Genomic DNA, 16,906 nt, shown 5'->3' on the forward strand with positions numbered 1-16,906 from the left:
GCGGCACGGAAGTCCAAAAATCCTGGCAAGAATTCTCTTCGGAAGCCTTCCCGGAAAATGACCACGACCAATTGGCTTGGCGCCGCGGCGATCGGCTGCGTCGTGATGGGCGCCGGCTGGACCATCTACAGCAACGTCTTCGGCGCGAGCGTCTACCCGACCGTCGGCAGCATTGGCTACGACGAGCCCGTGATCAAGCGTGCGCCCAGGGTGGCGCTGCGCGAGGCCAGCGAGGCCATCAACGAGGCCTTTGCCCTGCTGCCCGACCGGCTGCAGGTTGCAACCCCGATCTCGCGCGAGTTGTTCAACGAGCGCTTTGCCGCCGCCGCGACGCAGGGCGTGCCGTCGAATGCGGCGAGCGCCGTGCCCGCGCCCCAGGTTGCGGCAGCCAAAGAGGCCCCGAAGCAGAGCGTGATCGCGAAGGTCGCGGAAGCGCTGAAGCCGGCAGCCAAGAACACTGACAAGACTACCGACAAGACTGCGGACAAGGCCAAGCGTGTTGCGCCCGATGGCCAGATGCAGCTCGCCTCGGCGGACCCGGCCGAGATCGTGCCGGCGCCCGAGGCAAAGCCGAAGTCGTTCGCCGACCGTGCCAAGGCCGCGGTGATGTCGATCACCGGGCCGCGCCAGTCGATGGTGGACAAGCTCTGGGGCAAGCGTGAGCCCTCCGGCGGACTGCTCGCCTACGCCTCGGCCGATGCCAGCGTGACGGCGTCCATCGCGCCGAAGGAGATGAACCCGATGCTCGGCGGCGCGCCGCCCTATGAGCGCGACACCGCGGTCTACGACATCACCGCCAAGATGGTGTATCTGCCCGACGGCACCAGGCTCGAGGCGCATTCCGGCCTCGGCTCCAATCTCGACGATCCGCGCTCCTCGAAGATCCGCATGCGCGGCGTGACGCCGCCGCACATCTACACGCTGAAGCCGCGCGAGGCGCTGTTCCACGGCGTGCCAGCGCTGCGCCTGACCCCGATTGGCGGCGAGAGCGCGATCTACGGCCGCGACGGCCTGCTCGCGCACACCTTCATGCTCGGACCGAACGGCGACTCCAACGGCTGCGTGTCGTTCAAGGATTACTACGCGTTCCTCGACGCCTACCGCAACAAGGGCATCCGCAAGCTTGCGGTGCTGGCGCGGGTGGACTGATCTTCGCTGATACCGGTTGAACCAAAGGGCCGCTCGCAGCGGCCCTTTCTTTTTGCGCGACGTGTCAGCCCGGCCAGCACTGTCCGCCGCCGTCGATCCGCAGCACCTGGCCGGAGACGAACGCGCCCATGGGGCCGGCGAAGAATTCGACGACCCGGGCGACCTCGTCGACGGTCGCGATGCGGTCGAGCGTGCCGGTCTCGACCATCCTGCCAGGGTCCACCGCGCGCGTGCCGAGGAAACGCCCGGTGCGGGTATCGCCAGGCGCGATGCAATTGACGGCGATGTCGTAGGGGCGGAGCTGATCGGCCAGACATCGCGTGTAGTGGGTGACGCCGGCCTTCGACACCGCATAGATCGAGCCCTGGGTGCGCCCCTTGAAAGCGGCGACCGAGCCGAGCGTGACGATGCGCCCGCGCCGCCGCGGCATCATTCCGCGCGCGACGGCCTGGCAGGTCAGGATGGTCGAGAGCAGATTGCGCTCCAGTACCGCGCGTACGTCGGCCTCCTTGATGTTCACCGCGTCGTTCGGATCGGGCTTGCCTCCGGCGGCTGCGATGTCGCCGCCCGCATTGTGCACGAGGATGTCGATCGGGCCGAGCGCGCCTTCCGTCTCCGCAATCACGCGCGCGATGTCCTCGCCCTTGGTGAGGTCGCCCAGCACGCGCTGGCTGCGGACGCCGAATTGCCGGCCGATGTCTGCGGCCACCGCCGTGAGGGTGGTGCCCTCACCATATTCCGCCGGCCCGTTCTCGCGCATGCCATGGACGGCAACATCAGCGCCGAGCCCGGCAAGTTTCTCCGCGAAGGCGCGGCCGAGCCCGCGCCCTGCGCCGGTCACCAGCGCGACCTTGCCGGCCAATATCCTCGTCGTGTCGTGCGATGTCATGATCTTGTTCCCGTGCAATGCCAGTCGGTCGCAAGATCTAGCCCAGTCGCTATCGCCTGTGCCAGCGACCTGTCACGCCGGGCTCGCCTCCATCGTCTTGCGCAGGGCCAGCTCGGTCGCGATCGCCTCTCGCACCGCTGGCCGCGCCTGCATGCGTTCGAGATAGGCCAACAACGACGGCCACTGCCTAATATCGATTCCTGCGGGGCGGAGCAGCAGCAGGGCCCAGGTGAGATGGGCATCCGCGACGGTGAAGCTGTTGCCAACGAGGAATTCGCGGTCGGCAAGATGCGCCGACGGCACCGACAAGGTCTGCGGGATTCGCGCGCGCGGCTTGGCGAGCGAGCCGTCGTCCTGGTACCAGAAGGTCGGAAACAGGAACGCCTTGTGGATCTCGGCGCTGACGAAGCTCAGCCATTCCTGCAGGCGATAGCGATCGGGATCGCCGAACCGCGGCGCAAGGCCGGACTCGGGCTTCACGTCGGCGATGTATTGCAGCACCGCCGCGCATTCGGTCAGCCGTTCGCCGTTCTCCAGCACGAGGACCGGCACCGCTCCCTTCGGCGATACGCCGCGAAAGTCGCTGTCGTCGTCCACGACCTGCTTGGTCCTGAGATGCACCAGATGATAGCGCGCGTCGAGGCCTGCTTCCATCAGCGCGATGCGGCTCGCGAGCGAGCAGGCCATCGGCGAGAAATAAAGTTGCAGCATCGCGTTGCTCCATTATTTCAGTGCATCGCCGCGCGCGATGATGGCGAAGCGATCGGATAGCTCGGCGAGCGCAACCTCGTGGATGGTCCGGGCGTCCAGCGTGCCGCCGCGGCCGTCCGGCAGGTCGCGCGTGGCGCAGGAATCGGCGTCGATCGTCGTGCGAAAGCCGAGGTCGAGCGCGGCTCGGGCGGTGGAGCTGACGCACATATGCGTCATGAAGCCGGCCAGCACGATGTTCTTCCTGTCGGTTGCGGCAAGGCGCGCCCGCAGATCAGTGCCGGCAAACGCATTCGGCAGCTCCTTCTCGATCACCAGCTCGCCGGCACGGGGGCTCAGCTCGGCGACGATGGCGCCGCGGTCTGCGCCGCGATCGAACAGGCTGCCGGCCTTGCCGCGATGGGCAATATGGATGATCGCAGCTCCGCTCTCGCGTGCCCGTGCCAGCAGCGCGGTCGCGCGCGCGATCGCGGGTCTTGCGTCGGGCAAGGCGAGAGGGCCTGCGAGATATTCGTTCTGGATGTCGATCAGCAACAGCGCGGCGTCGGCAAGACGCGGCGGGTTGAGATCGGCGCCGGCGAGCTGCAGCAGGGTCTTTGCGGTCGTCATGGTCTTGGAAATCTCCGGGGCAAGAGGCAGGACAAACATAGTCCCGGGAAGGCCTGCCGATATGCAGGGATATTGCAGCCAGTGGCTGCGATATTGCAGGTGGCTCCCGGCCGGTATAGCCTCGCGCCATGAACTGGGACGATCTGCGGATCATCGCTGCCGTCAGGGACGAGGGCACCTACGCGGGCGCCAGCGCGCGGCTGCGCATCGACGAGACCACGGTCGGGCGCAGGCTGTCGCGCATCGAGCGCGCGCTCGGTTTGCGTCTGTTCGAGGCCGCCGACGGTGTCCGCAGGCCGACGCGGAGTTGCGAGGCGGTGCTGGCGCATGTCGAGGCGATGGCCGCGCACGCCGCCGAGATCGGTCGCCTCAGTGAGAGCCTGGAAGGTCCGGTGGGACGCCTGCGCATCGCCTCCACCAACACGGCCGCCGAGGAGGTGCTGTCGCCGCGCGCGAGCGACTTCCTGCGCACCAATCCCGGCCTGACGCTGCAATTCCTCACCTCGAGCGAGAACGTCAAGTTCTCGCGCTGGGAGGCCGATCTCGCCATCCGCCTGCGCAAACCCGACAAGGGCGACTTCGCGATCTCAAAGCTCGGTGACATCAAGCTCTATTATTTCGAGCCTGTTACGACCGAGGGCGAGCCGATGCTGTGCGCCTATCCGGACGAGCTCGGGGCCATTCCCGAGATGCAATTCCTGCGCACGAAGAAGGCCCGCGCGCGCTGCGTCACCGACAACGTTCGCGTCATCCGCAATCTGATCCGCGCGCATCAGGCCACCGGCGTGTTGCCGGAGTATGTCTGCGCGGACTTGCTCGGCGATCGCCGTCTGCGCGCCACCCTGCTGCCGAAGCGGCGCGACGTCTGGCTGCTGGTGCAAAACCATCTCAAGCGCGACGCTGCAGCGCGCGTGACCATCGACTGGGTGAGGGGGTGTTTCCAGGAGATGTCGCGTAGTTGAGGCGACGTCTCGGTGTGACGATCGCGTCACAGCGCGCACGCTGCGACGAAAAATCTTGCATCGCCCCCTTGCAACCCGAGCGTGCCTGGTCTACTAGCGCCGTCCTTCGCTAGGCCATGGGTTCGGGCTCTCTGAGATCCCGACTGGCGCGTGCCGGTCTCCGGCTTCGTGTTCCGCCGAATGAAGGAAAAAGCAGGATGTAGCTCATGGAGAGCGTCGGGCTGAACACCCGAAGGCATCGGTTCGATTCCGGTCTCTTGTCCCACAAAGGATAGCTCAGTTGGGTAGAGCAGGTGACGTTAATCATCGGGTCGCGGGTTCGAATCCCGCTCCAGCGCTCCGTTTCAGCCTGAAAAGCTGATTCCTCTGACGAGGACCGGACGCGCGCTTCAGTCGCAGTCCGGCCGTTTTGCCGCAAGGCTTTCCGTCCGAACCTAGACACTGTGAGACCGGCTTTGCGCCGCGGGTAGATACCGCTTGCGCTGATGCCGGGTGGCTCCGCATGACCGCGCGACACACGTCGCGCGATCGCGCGCGTGCGCCCGCCATCACGCAAGCTCAAGCCCCGGTCCGCCGATTTTTCAGGAAGCGTCGTCCGCGTCCTCACGTCCTTTGCAGATGCAACCCGCTATCCGGCCGCGTTCGGCCGGAGGCAACATGATGGAGGCGTGCCATGAGCTGGCATTTGCTGACGCTGAACGTGACGGTGAAGGATGGCGAGCGTGCGTTGCTGACGCGCAACGGGCAGCTCGTGCGCGTGCTCGCGCCCGGCAAGCACCGGCTGTTCGATCCCCTGCACGAGCTGAAGGCCGAGGTGCTCGACGTGGTCCGCAGCGAGTTCTCCGCGGAGCGCTACGCGGTGCTGAAGGCCGCGCGGCCCGATCTTGCCGCCGAGCTGTTCGAGGCGGTCGAGACCCGGGCGGATGAGATCGCCATCGTCAGCCTCGATGGCCGGCCCGTGCATCTGATGACGCCCTGGCAGGCGCGCGTCTACTGGAAGGTCGCAACGCGCATCGATGTCGAGCGCATCGATGTGTCCGCTGACCCCAAGGTCAGCGCGCGGCATCTGGCCATGATCGAGCGCAACCGTTCGGCCGTCACGAGCGAGACGGTGGTCGAGAACCACGAGGCGGGTCTTCTCTACGTCGAGGGCCGGCTCGTCGAGCGGCTCGCGTCCGGCCGGCACGCCTTCTGGACCGTCGGCCGCAAGATCGAGGTGAAGCGCCTCGACCTGCGGCCCCAGGCGGTCGAGATCACCGCGCAGGAGATGCTGACCAAGGATCGCATCGCGCTGCGGGTGACGCTGACGGCGTTCCGTAAGGTGGTCGATCCCGAGCGGACGGTTGCGACCGTGCCCGACGTGGATGCGTGGCTGTACCGGCTGGTGCAGTTCGCGATCCGCGAGGCGGTCGCGGGCCGGACGCTGGACGAGGTGCTGTCTGCGAAGGCGGCGCTGGATGCGGAGTTGCGCGACTATGTGCGCGCACGCGTCGCGGAGTCCGGTGTCGAGGTGACCGAGCTCGGCGTCAAGGACGTGATCCTGCCCGGCGAGATCCGGGAGCTGGTGAACAAGGTGGTGGAGGCGGAGCGGGTCGCGAAGGCGAACCTGATCCGCCGGCAGGAGGAGACCGCGGCGACGCGTTCGCTCCTGAACACCGCCCGCCTGATGGAGGAGAACCCCCTGCTGCTGCGGCTCAAGGAGCTGGAGTCGCTGGAGCGGCTGGTCGAGAAGGTCGGCCGCATCGACCTCCATGCCGGCGACGGCCAGGGCCTCGATGCCCTCTTGACCCGGCTCGTGCGCCTGAAGGCGCCCGAGAGCGCGTGAAGTCGAAGGGCCGCCCACGGGCGGCCCTTCATTGAATGAGCTGATAGATCAGGAGGCCATCATGACAGAAATCTATTGGAGAGCGAACAACATTGCCACGATCGCCGGCTTTCTTTCGGCAGCCGAATGCGAGGACTACATCCGCCTGGGTGAAGCGACCGGCTTCGAGGAAGCTCCCATCACCACGTCTAGGGGCATGATCATGATGAAGGACGTGCGCAACAACGATCGAGTCATGATCGACGATCCGGAGCGAGCCCTTGAGCTCTATCATAGGCTCTCCAGCGGACTTGCACCGGAGTTTCAGCGGGTGTGGACCCCGATCGGGCTCAACGAGCGGCTCCGTCTCTACCGTTACGATGTCGGGCAGCAGTTCGACTGGCATCGCGATGGCTATTTTCAGCGGCCGAACGGAGAACGCAGCTTCTTCACGTTCATGGTCTATCTGAACGACGACTACGAGGGCGGTGCGACGTCGTTCAGCGGCGATGCAGGCCGGCCCGCAATTCGCATTACGCCGGCGAAAGGGATGGGACTTCTGTTCCATCATCCGATCGTGCATCGCGGCGATCCGGTCGTGACGGGACGCAAATACGTGCTGCGGACGGATGTGATGTACCGCCGTGTCGCGACTCCATGACGAGGTGAAGGGCCGCTCTCGGGCGGCCCTTCACATCTCAATTGTGCGCGCTTGGCGTGAACGCGATCTACGCGCGGCGCGACCAAGTTTAAGGGATTGCGCGCGCGCAAACGCTGCGTATTCTCGCGGCGACACAGTCTTGATCGGGCAGGCGCATGACCACTCTTGAGCAAACGATCCGCCCCGCGGCGCGATCCAGCGAATGGAAGGCGATCGTCGTCCTGATCCTGCTGATCCCGGTGCTGTGGTCGCCGCCGTTCCTGGTTCGCTTCTTCCTGTATCAGCCGTTCAACATCCCGTCCGGTTCGATGACGCCGACGCTGGTCGTCGGCGACTACGTCTTCGCCGCCAAATATGCCTACGGCTATGGCCGCTATTCCTTCCCCTTCGCGCCGTCCTGGATCTCGGGCCGCATCCTCGCCGCCGCCCCCGAATACGGCGACATCGTCGTGTTTCGCACGCCGAAGGACACCTCGGTCGACTACGTCAAGCGCGTGGTCGGCCTGCCCGGCGACCGCGTCCAGATGCGGGGAGGGCAGCTCATCCTCAACGACCGCGCGGTGACGCGCGTGGCGCTGAAGGAGGTGTTCGCCGGTGCGGCCTGCGGCGGCGATGACGAGGCGAAGGCCAAACGCTGGCGTGAGACGCTGCCGAGCGGCGCGAGCTATGTGACCTACGACTGCGTCGACAATGGCTTCCTCGACAACACCAGCGTCTACACGGTGCCGCCAGGACATTTCTTCGTGCTCGGCGACAACCGCGACAACTCCACCGACAGCCGCATGATGTCGGCGTTCGGTTTCGTGCCGATGGACAATCTGGTCGGCAAGGTGACACGGATCTTCTGGTCGCTCGACGAAAACGGCGATCCGCACATGGAGCGGCTGGGGAAGGTGCAGTGAGGCGCGACGGCGCACCTCACGAGACGGGGATCTTCCGCCTCTGCGCTTCCTCGATGTGTCGGCGCTGATCGAGGAAGGCCTGGCTCGACCGCGTCTTGAACAATTCGAGGCTCTCGGTTTGATCGGTCGAAGCCGTCAGCGCCTTGTCGGTATAGGCGAGCCGATGCGGATCGCGCTTGACCTTGCGCGCAAGGCGCTCGAGACGGATTGCGAGCGTCGCCCAGCGAGCTGCCTTGGTCGCCGTTTCCGCAACGAAGCGAGGATAGAACAGCCACGCCGGCTCCGTCGGCAGATGTGGACGGCGCTCACGCCGGCTTTTCAGACGGAGCACACCGCCCTCGAGCGGGTGGACATGCTCGATCGGATGGTAGCCCCTGAAATAGAGAACGAAGGTCTTGATCCTGTTGACGCTGTTGCCGGTTGCCGCGGCCCGCCGCATGATCGTTTCGACATGCGCCCAGCTGTAGTAGGTGGCCCAGGCCGTCGCGTAGGCGTGTTCCCATTCGGCCTGCGACATCGTCGTGTGCGCGACCGTGACATGGTCCAGATCGTACTTGTTGAGGTCCGGATCCATCGTGACGCCCTTGGTGTATAGCGTCTTGTGATCCTCCGATCCGGGCAGCGGCGTCAGGAAGAAGAACTCCAGCATGTCGATCGGCAGCTCGTCCTGGATGATCTTGATGTCACGGATGATCGACGCCGGCGTGTCGTTCGGGAAACCGAGGATATAGCCGCCGACGGTGACGATTTTGGCCTGCTTCCAGGCTAGCATCATCTCGCGGTAATCCGTGATCTTGTTCTGGCGCTTCTTGGCGCCGAGCAGACTGTCCGGATTGATGTTTTCCAGGCCGATGAAGCACCTGCGTACGCCTGCTTTTGCGCATTTCTCGACGAAGTTCGGCAGCTTGTGGCAGAGGGTGTCGACCTGGATCGTGAAGCTCAGCTGCCATCCTTCGCTCTCGCGAAGCGCGATGATGCGGTCGAGCAACACCTCCCAGTCCTTGTTGCGGGCGAAATTGTCATCGGTGATGAAGAAGGCATGAATGCCCTGCGCGACATTGGCGCGGATCAGGGCCTCGATGTCGTCGGCAGTCCGGCGCCGAGACTTGCGGCCTTGCACGTTGATGATCGTGCAGAACGAGCACTGGAAGGGGCAGCCACGGCCGGCGTCGAAACTCGTGGTGCGACCCATTACCCGCTTGATCTGCTCTTGGGGAATGATTGGTAACGACTGACCTTCGAGATGCGGAAGGTCATCGAGGAAATTGTACTGTGGCTGAAGCCGCCCGGCGACGGCATCCTGCAGGACGTGCTCAAGACGTCCTTCAGCCTCCCCGGCAAACACCGACACACCCAGATCCATGATCTTGCGAACGTCAGGGTCGCAATCCGGCAACATGGCCAGCGTCCCCGAGACATGGAAGCCCCCGACCGCGACCTGGATACCCCGGCTTCGAAATTGTCGTGCGATATCAATCGCTCGTGGAAACTGGTTGGACTGTACGCCGACCAGCATCACCATACCGGCATTGGCCGTCTTGATCGAGCGCGCCAGCGCTTCAACCCGCACTCTCCGGTTGGTCTCGTCGATCGCTTCAAGGTCGATGTCGAAATCTGCGCCGAGAACCTGACGCTCGCGGCAATCGAGCGCGATGCCATGAAGGCACGCCAAGGAATTGGAAGGCAGGCCCCCCCGCCACCAACGGATTACGTAGCCATCACTGTCGTAATGCGACGGCTTGATGAGAACAAGCCGGAATGTCTTGTTCGTCGGCATGCGCGGAGGGTATCCCGCGAACGCTCGATCGCCAACCCGTTTTGATTGCATCTTGCGACGACCGAGCCGCGGTCTACGTCGTTCCGGAGGCGCTTCGCGTTGCCCCGGGACGAAAGGGGATGCGACCTAAGCGTGTAGAGTCAAAAAACCCCGGCATCGCTGCCGGGGTTTCGCATTTCGTATCGTGCCTGAGAGGCCGGACTTAGAAGTCCATGCCGCCCATGCCGCCGCCCGGGGGCATCGCGGGACCTGCGCCGCCCTTCTTGGGCAGCTCGGCGACCATGGCTTCCGTGGTGATCAGCAGGGCCGCAACCGAAGCTGCGTTCTGGATCGCGGTACGGACCACCTTGGTCGGGTCGATGATGCCCTTCTTGACGAGGTCGGCATATTCGCCGGTCTGGGAGTCGAAGCCGTAGTTGTAGGCCTTGTTCTCCAGGATCTTGCCGACGATCACCGAGCCGTCTTCACCGGCGTTGATCGCGATCTGGCGAGCGGGAGCCGACAGCGCCTTGCGCACGATCTCGACGCCGGTCTTCTGGTCGTCGTTCTTGGTGCGCAGGCCCTTGAGCTGCTCGGAGGCACGGAGCAGGGCGACGCCGCCGCCCGGGACGATGCCTTCCTCGACAGCCGCGCGGGTCGCATGCATCGCGTCATCAACGCGATCCTTGCGCTCCTTCACCTCGACCTCGGTCGCGCCGCCGACGCGGATCACCGCGACGCCGCCCGCGAGCTTGGCGAGACGCTCCTGGAGCTTCTCACGGTCGTAGTCCGAGGTGGTCTCCTCGATCTGCGCCTTGATCTGGGCCACGCGCGCCTCGATGTCGGCCTTCTTGCCGGCGCCGTTGACGATCGTGGTGTTCTCCTTGTCGATCATCACCTTCTTGGCGCGACCGAGCATGTTGAGCGTGACGTTCTCGAGCTTGATGCCGAGGTCTTCCGAGATCGCCTGGCCGCCGGTCAGGATCGCGATGTCCTGCAGCATGGCCTTGCGGCGATCGCCGAAGCCCGGAGCCTTGACGGCCGCGACCTTCAGGCCGCCGCGCAGGCGGTTCACGACCAGGGTCGCGAGGGCTTCGCCTTCGACGTCCTCGGCGACGATGACCAGCGGCTTGCCGGTCTGCACCACGGCCTCGAGCAGCGGCAGCAGCTCGTTCAGCGAGGAGAGCTTCTTCTCGTTGATGAGGATGTAGGCGTCGTCCATCTCAACGCGCATCTTGTCGGCGTTGGTGACGAAGTAGGGCGAGATGTAGCCGCGGTCGAACTGCATGCCCTCGACGACGTCGAGCTCGGTCTCGAGCGACTTGGCTTCCTCGACGGTGATGACACCCTCGTTGCCGACCTTCTTCATGGCGTCGGAGAGGAACTTGCCGATCTCCTGGTCGCCGTTGGCCGAGATGGTGCCGACCTGGGCGATCTCCTCGTTCGAGGTGACCTTCTTCGAGTTCTTCTCGAGGTCGGCCACGACGGCTTCGACCGCGAGGTCGATACCGCGCTTGAGGTCCATCGGGTTCATGCCGGCGGCAACCGACTTGGCGCCTTCCTTCACGATCGCCTGGGCGAGCACGGTGGCGGTGGTGGTGCCGTCGCCGGCCGCGTCAGCGGACTTGGAGGCGACTTCGCGCACCATCTGGGCGCCCATGTTCTCGAACTTGTCGTCGAGCTCGATCTCCTTGGCGACGGTGACGCCGTCCTTGGTGATGCGGGGAGCGCCGAACGACTTGTCGAGCACGACGTTGCGGCCCTTCGGACCGAGCGTGACCTTCACCGCGTTGGCGAGAACGTCGACGCCGCGCAGCATCTTGTCGCGCGCTTCAACCGAGAATTTGACTTCTTTGGCTGCCATCTGGAATTTTCCTTGGATGATGTTTGACTGGAGGGAGAGAGGGGGCTCTTAGGCCGCCTTCTTCTTGGAAGCGGGGACGTCGAGGACGCCCATGATGTCGCTTTCCTTCATGATCAGGAGATCGACGCCGTCGATCTTGACCTCGGTGCCGGACCACTTGCCGAACAGCACGCGGTCGCCGACCTTCAGGTCGATCGGGATCAGCTTGCCGGCTTCGTCGCGGCCACCGGGGCCGACGGCGACGACTTCACCCTGGGAGGGCTTTTCCTTGGCAGTGTCGGGAATGATGATGCCGCCAGCGGTCTTCTCTTCTGCGTCGATACGCTTGACCACGACGCGGTCGTGAAGCGGACGGAATTTCATGCAGTCCTCCTAAGTAGTTGCACGATATGGGATTTTTGGGCGTTAGCAGTCTGTGCCCGCGAGTGCTAGCACAGGCGAGGCTGAAATAGGACAGGAATTTTGCGGGGGCAAGGGCTTCTAGCAGAAAAATCGGCACCCGGAAGCGTGGACTGCCAGAATCTCTATCCCATCGTTAACCAGCCTCGGAGGCCTCTTCGAGGCCCCGTGGGGGCCGTATTAGCACGGAGTTCTCTCTGCTGCTAACGCATTGAATTTCAACAGCTTGTTAAACTTTTGGGCTTGAGATGGGTTGTCAATTTGCGTCACATTTCTCTCATGTGAGCGCATCTCCACCGGGTGGCTCGTAAGCAGCGTACCGGAAAGCCGCCCCCTGAATGCGCTCCTGCAAAGGAGGTTGGCATGGGACTGCGGGTTGGGGGCGTTTCCGAGGACTTCCGGAAACAGATGCTGGGCTACGGGCTGACGACGGCGCAAATTCTCTACCGGATGCCGGATCATCCCTCGCTGCTCCAGACCTATGTCTGGCAGAACTACGACATGTTTCCGAAATTTCCCGCGCTGACCGACTTCCTGGCCTTCTGGCAGGAGAAGCTCGACGGTCCGCTGTTCTCGGTCACCGTCGCGCATTCCAAGCTGATCAAGCCGGCCGAGCTGCGCGCCGTCGACGGCGTATTCCGGCTGCATTGATTCAAGGCGCGCTCTCGTAGGTTGGGCAAAGGCGCGCTCTTGCGCGCCGTGCCCACCATCTCCCGCGACATCTGACAATGGTGGGCACGCTTCCGCCTTCGCTCTTCGAGCTACGGCGGACAAGTCGCTTTGCCCACCCTACGAACGCGCTTGCAGCGTGACCGCTGCCTGAGGGGCAATCAGGCGTCGCTGCTGCAATAGCGCTTCCACATCGCGCGATAGGCCTGGTCGACCGCTTCCGCGTAGGCGACCGGGTTGCAGGCGGGCGCTGCCCTGACCTGTCCGGGCAGCTCGCGGCGCAACTTGTCGAGGTCGCCGATCTCAGCCGCACGGCTCACCGCGATGTCGATATAGGCCTCCTCGCTATCCGTGACCCAGTCCGGCAGGCCAATCGCGGAGAGGATGGAGCCGGCGGCGCGGCTGGGCAGACTGTTCCCGAGTTTCGCCACCACGGGCACGCCCATCTGCAAGGCTTCCAATGTGCTGACGCCGCCATTCTGCGGGAACGGGTCGAGGGCAATATCGACGCGATTGAACGCAGCCAGATGATCGACCCGCAAGGTGGTGCCGAGCAGTTCGACGCGTTCGGCCGGCACGCCGCAAGCTGCAAGCCGTGCCAGCAGATTATCGCGGACCATTTGATCGTCCAGCGCAACATCCTTGATCAGCAGTCGCGACCCCGGCACCCGCTCGAGAATCCGGGACCAAGCCTGCGCGGCCTGGTCTGAAATCTTGCTGATGCGGTTGAAGACGCCGAATGTGACGAAGCCGTTCGTGATCGCCGGCGTTGACGTCCCCGCAAGCTCCATCGGCAGCGGTTCCAGCGTCACGAAGCAGGGCAGATCGACGACGGTTTCCGCAAACAGATGCCGGACCGCGGCAGGGATCGCGACCGGGTCCGAGAACAGATAGTCGATCGTCGGCAGCCCGGTGCCGGTGCCGTGGCCCCAGCCATGGGCCTGGATCGGCGCCGGCTTGCGCGCAAACACGCTGAGGCGGTTTCCTTTGGTGTGGCCGGACAGATCGATCAGGATATCGATACCATCGGCGCGGATCTCGGCGGCGAGGCGATCGTCGCTCCATTGCGAGGCGTCGCGCCAGCGATCGGCGATCTTTCGAAATTCGTCGGTCGCCGGATCCACTTTCGACGAACAGGAGTAGCACACGACCTCAAACTGTGCCCGGTCATGGTACTGCAGGACCGGCTTGAATATGAACGCGGCCGAATGCGCGTTGAAGTCCGACGAGACATAGCCGAGCACCAGCGGGCGATCCGGATCGCGGCTGTTGTCGTACGGTCCCGCCGCTTCTGAAGCGAACGTCTTGCCGATCCGCTCCCACCAGACCTGCCGCGCCTGCTGATGCTGCTCGACGCTGGCATCCGCCGCGAAATCGAGCGTGAATATCTTGTTGGAGATCGCGCCCGGGAAGTCAGGCTCGATCTCGAGCGCTCTGTCGTAACTGGCCAGGGCCTCGTCGACCTGCCCAAGCGTGGAGAGACAAACGCCCCGGATCAGGTGAGCTTGAACGGCATCGGGATCGAGCGCGATAGCTTTCTCGCTATCGTGCAATGCTTCGGCCACTTGCTGGATCTGGAGCCAGACACAGGCGCGCCCGAGCCAGCCGTTCATGTCGTCGGGCGCCAGGGCGATTGCCCGATTGCAATCCGCCATGGCTTCGTCAAATCGCAGAAGCTCCTGCAATGCGATGGCGCGGTTCGCCAGCGCCGAGGCATAGTCGAACTTGATCGACAGCGCGCGGTTCAGGCTTGCGATGGCCTCGTCATAATTGCGCAGACGGCAGAGCACCCAACCCCGACCGTTGTGGGCTTCGGCAAGATTTCCGTCGATTGCGAGCGCCTTGTCGTAGCACTCGAGCGCTTGCTGAAGATCGAGATTCACGCTCGCATTGCCGAGATTGGACAGGGCTACGGCGAAGTTGGGGCGCAAGGCGAGGGCCTTTCGATAGCTCTCGCAGGCCTCGTCGTGACGTCGGAGCTTGTTCAGCGCGACGCCCCGGCTCATGTGAGCATCGGCAGATTGCGGATCCACGGCGACTGCCCGGCTCAGCAGAATTTCGGCTTCCTGGTAGTTCTTGGCGTCTGACTCCAAACTGCCGAGCATATGCAGCGCGATGAACTGGTTGGGCGCGAGCTGCAGGACCTGGCGATAGCCAGCCCGGGCCTCGGCGAGAAGCCCTTGCTTCTGCAACTGGAGGGCCAGCCCGAGCAATGGCAGCACTTCGGCCTTCTGCCGCTTTTGAAGCCGCGCATTGTGAAATGCACGCTGACCTACGCTGTTGCTCATGAATCAATCCCCCAGAATCTCCCGGCGAGACTAAATCGGCGAGGGAACGAATACGAGACGACGGCCGTTCGCCACGACAGCTTCGGGCAAGCTACGGGCGACGGGGCGTCGCGCTTGCTGGCCCAAGCCCGCAATTGCTGCCCAGTCCAGGACTGGCTAGTCTGCCGTCGGGTTGTCCCCGTCCGGCGGGAGCGGCTCAGATCAGGGAGGCAGACAATGGCCAAGCAAAAGGCATCAAGACCCGCATCGAAGACCGCAGTGAAGAAGCGGAGTGGCACCAAGGCAGCGGCGCGATCCTCGGCGCGCAAGGCGGTGAAGTCAAAGGCGCGCACGGCCGCACCGAAGAAGCCCGCACGTCCCAGGCAGCGCATCGCGATCAGCCATCATCGCGAGGAAGACTTCAAGGCCGACGGCCTGCGCGCCTACGCGAAGTATCGCGACCTCGGCATTGCCGATGCGACCCATGGCCTCGCGCAGGCGCATGTGATCCGCCTGCAAGGCCCCTGCGATCCGGCGGAGGTCTCGAAGCTGCACTTCCACGACGTCGAGTTCCAGATGGTCTATGTGCTCAAGGGCTGGGTGAAGACCTATATGGACGGTCAGGGCGAGACCTTGATGAAGCAAGGCAGCGCCTGGACCCAGCCGCCGAAGATCAAGCACATGATCCTGGACTATTCGGACGACGTCGAGTTGCTGGAGGTGATCCTGCCGGCGGAGTTTAGGACGGTGGAGTTGAAGGCGTAGAGGCTCGCTCGCAATGACCGGGCCTTGTAGCCCGGATGGAGCGAAGCGTAATCCGGGGCCGCTGTATCCGGCGGTGACGCTGTCCCGGATTGCGCTACGCTCCATCCGGGCTACGGCGTCACGCCAGCACCCCCACCACCGCTCCGATCAAGCACGTCGTCAGCGTGCCCGATACGATCGACTTCAGCCCGAGCGCGTTGATCTCCTCGCGCCGCTCCGGCGCCATCACCCCCAGGCCGCCGATCATGATGCCGAGGCTGGCGAAATTGGCGAAGCCGCACATCGCGTAGAGCATGATCAGGCGCGAGCGCGGATCCAGCGTATCGGGTGGCAGTTTCGAGAAGTCGACATAGGCGATCAATTCGTTGAGCACGGTCTTGGTGCCCATCAGGCTGCCGGCCGTCACGGCCTGGTCCCACGGCAATCCCATCAGCCAGCACACCGGCGCCATCACGAGGCCCAGCAGGCGCTGCAGCGAGATCGCGGCGCCCCCGACGTTTGGCAGGAGGCCGAGGATGGCGTTGACGAGATAGACCAGCGCCACCAGCACCAGCAGCATCGCGACAATGTTGAGCAGCAGCTCGAGCCCCGCGCTCGTGCCTTTCACGATCGCGTCCATCGTGCTGGCGACCTCCATCTCGGGATCCTCCAGCGCACCGCCGGTGCGCTTGTCCGAGGTCTCGGGCACCATGATCAGGCTGACGAGGATCGCGGCCGGCGCGCCCAGCACGGAGGCGATGACGAAATGCGCGGCGGCGTCGGGGATGAGCGGGGCGAGCAGCGTCGCATAGAGCACCAGCACGGTGCCGGCGATGCCGGCCATGCCCCCGGTCATGACCAGAAACAATTCGCTGCGCGTCATCTGCGCCAGATAGGGTCGCACGAACAGCGGCGCCTCCACCATGCCGAGGAAGATGTTGGCGGCGGTCGACAGCCCGACCGCGCCGCCGACACCGAGCGTGCGCTCCAGCAGCCAGGCCATGCCGCGCACGACCGGCGGCAGCACCCGCCAATAAAACAGCAGCGTCGTCAGCACGCTCATGACCAGCACGATCGGCAGCGCCTGGAACGCCAGGATGAAATCGGCGCCCGGCACCTTCAGGTCGAAGGGCAGGGTGCCGCCGCCGATATAGCCGAACACGAAGGCGGAGCCGGCGCGCGAGGCCGCCGAGATCGCGCCGACCGCGTCGTTGATGGCGCCGAAGGCATGGGCGACGACCGGCAGCTTCAGCAGCACGACTGCGGTGGCGAAGGTCGCGACAAGGCCGATCACCGCCTGGCGCAGCGACACCGCGCGGCGATTCTCCGCCAGCGCGAAGGCGATCAACAGCAATGCGAAAACGCCGAGTGCCGATTGCAGCCGAAGCATGATGTCCCCAAAACCCCCAATGATTATGGCCGCGCGTGCGTTGCAAAGGCAATGCCGACCGGCCACGGAAGTGTCCCATTGTTGACAACCGGACCCGTCTCAGCCACGCGGAGGCCCATCAGATCAAGAGCCG

General features: G+C 64.5%; 15 protein-coding genes and 2 tRNA genes. 9 read left to right on the forward strand and 8 right to left on the reverse strand.

Annotated features, from left to right (window positions below; all coding sequences use genetic code 11):
• Positions 1–57 precede the first annotated feature (57 nt).
• Positions 58–1,149: a DUF2778 domain-containing protein gene (locus tag JQ603_RS24495; protein WP_212343234.1), complete on the forward strand. Its 1,092-nt coding sequence runs from the start codon at positions 58–60 to the stop codon at positions 1,147–1,149.
• Positions 1,150–1,213: 64 nt separating this feature from the next.
• Here the strand turns inward: JQ603_RS24495 and JQ603_RS24500 are convergent, their stop codons facing one another.
• The 3 genes from JQ603_RS24500 to JQ603_RS24510 all read right to left on the reverse strand — a co-directional run bounded on the left by JQ603_RS24500 (position 1,214) and on the right by JQ603_RS24510 (position 3,355).
• Entirely contained in the window at positions 1,214–2,038 is an 825-nt protein-coding gene (locus tag JQ603_RS24500) for an SDR family NAD(P)-dependent oxidoreductase (RefSeq protein WP_212343235.1), read from the reverse strand.
• A gap of 72 nt (positions 2,039–2,110) precedes the next feature.
• Positions 2,111–2,749, reverse strand: a complete 639-nt coding sequence (locus JQ603_RS24505) for a glutathione binding-like protein (RefSeq protein WP_212343236.1) — start codon at positions 2,747–2,749, stop codon at positions 2,111–2,113.
• Positions 2,750–2,761: 12 nt separating this feature from the next.
• Complete coding sequence (locus JQ603_RS24510; RefSeq protein WP_212343237.1) at positions 2,762–3,355, reverse strand: cysteine hydrolase family protein; 594 nt, start codon at positions 3,353–3,355, stop codon at positions 2,762–2,764.
• A gap of 128 nt (positions 3,356–3,483) precedes the next feature.
• Here JQ603_RS24510 and JQ603_RS24515 point away from each other — a divergent pair, with 128 nt between their 5' ends.
• The 6 genes from JQ603_RS24515 (at position 3,484) to lepB (ending at position 7,684) form a co-directional block, all read left to right on the forward strand.
• Complete coding sequence (locus JQ603_RS24515) at positions 3,484–4,317, forward strand: LysR family transcriptional regulator (RefSeq protein ID WP_212343238.1); 834 nt, start codon at positions 3,484–3,486, stop codon at positions 4,315–4,317.
• Positions 4,318–4,509: 192 nt separating this feature from the next.
• A tRNA-Phe gene (locus JQ603_RS24520) sits at positions 4,510–4,582 on the forward strand.
• Between the two features lie 4 nt (positions 4,583–4,586).
• Positions 4,587–4,651: transfer RNA gene (locus JQ603_RS24525), tRNA-OTHER, on the forward strand.
• 339 nt (positions 4,652–4,990) lie between these two features.
• On the forward strand, positions 4,991–6,142 hold the full coding sequence (locus JQ603_RS24530) for a slipin family protein (protein WP_212343239.1): 1,152 nt from the start codon (positions 4,991–4,993) through the stop codon (positions 6,140–6,142).
• A 61-nt stretch (positions 6,143–6,203) separates the two neighbouring features.
• Positions 6,204–6,782 carry a 2OG-Fe(II) oxygenase gene (locus JQ603_RS24535; protein ID WP_212343240.1) on the forward strand — a complete coding sequence of 193 codons (579 nt, stop codon included), beginning with the start codon at positions 6,204–6,206 and terminating at the stop codon, positions 6,780–6,782.
• A gap of 155 nt (positions 6,783–6,937) precedes the next feature.
• Positions 6,938–7,684: a signal peptidase I gene (lepB, locus tag JQ603_RS24540; RefSeq protein WP_212343241.1), complete on the forward strand. Its 747-nt coding sequence runs from the start codon at positions 6,938–6,940 to the stop codon at positions 7,682–7,684.
• A gap of 16 nt (positions 7,685–7,700) precedes the next feature.
• Here the strand turns inward: lepB and JQ603_RS24545 are convergent, their stop codons facing one another.
• The 3 genes from JQ603_RS24545 to JQ603_RS24555 form a co-directional block, all read right to left on the reverse strand.
• Positions 7,701–9,461 carry a radical SAM protein gene (locus tag JQ603_RS24545; RefSeq protein WP_212343242.1) on the reverse strand — a complete coding sequence of 587 codons (1,761 nt, stop codon included), beginning with the start codon at positions 9,459–9,461 and terminating at the stop codon, positions 7,701–7,703.
• Positions 9,462–9,663: 202 nt separating this feature from the next.
• Complete coding sequence (groL, locus tag JQ603_RS24550; protein WP_212343243.1) at positions 9,664–11,304, reverse strand: chaperonin GroEL; 1,641 nt, start codon at positions 11,302–11,304, stop codon at positions 9,664–9,666.
• 48 nt (positions 11,305–11,352) lie between these two features.
• Complete coding sequence (locus JQ603_RS24555; RefSeq protein WP_014494241.1) at positions 11,353–11,667, reverse strand: co-chaperone GroES; 315 nt, start codon at positions 11,665–11,667, stop codon at positions 11,353–11,355.
• 399 nt (positions 11,668–12,066) lie between these two features.
• On the opposite strand from JQ603_RS24555, the gene JQ603_RS24560 reads away from it, so the two are divergent.
• A complete protein-coding gene (locus JQ603_RS24560) occupies positions 12,067–12,354 on the forward strand; it encodes an usg protein (protein WP_018648592.1) in 288 nt (95 codons plus the stop codon).
• A 179-nt stretch (positions 12,355–12,533) separates the two neighbouring features.
• On the opposite strand, the gene JQ603_RS24565 is transcribed toward JQ603_RS24560, so the two are convergent.
• Entirely contained in the window at positions 12,534–14,660 is a 2,127-nt protein-coding gene (locus tag JQ603_RS24565; protein WP_212343244.1) for a tetratricopeptide repeat protein, read from the reverse strand.
• Between the two features lie 216 nt (positions 14,661–14,876).
• Between JQ603_RS24565 and JQ603_RS24570 the strand changes: the two genes are divergently transcribed.
• Entirely contained in the window at positions 14,877–15,404 is a 528-nt protein-coding gene (locus JQ603_RS24570; protein WP_212343245.1) for a cupin domain-containing protein, read from the forward strand.
• A gap of 118 nt (positions 15,405–15,522) precedes the next feature.
• Here the strand turns inward: JQ603_RS24570 and JQ603_RS24575 are convergent, their stop codons facing one another.
• The gene (locus JQ603_RS24575; protein WP_212343246.1) at positions 15,523–16,773 is read right to left on the reverse strand and encodes a NupC/NupG family nucleoside CNT transporter; all 1,251 of its coding nucleotides are present in this window, start codon (positions 16,771–16,773) and stop codon (positions 15,523–15,525) included.
• Between the last annotated feature and the right edge of the window lie 133 nt (positions 16,774–16,906).

It is taken from the genome of Bradyrhizobium liaoningense, from assembly GCF_018130825.1.
In the GTDB taxonomy this organism is placed as follows: Bacteria; Pseudomonadota; Alphaproteobacteria; order Rhizobiales; family Xanthobacteraceae; genus Bradyrhizobium; species Bradyrhizobium liaoningense_B.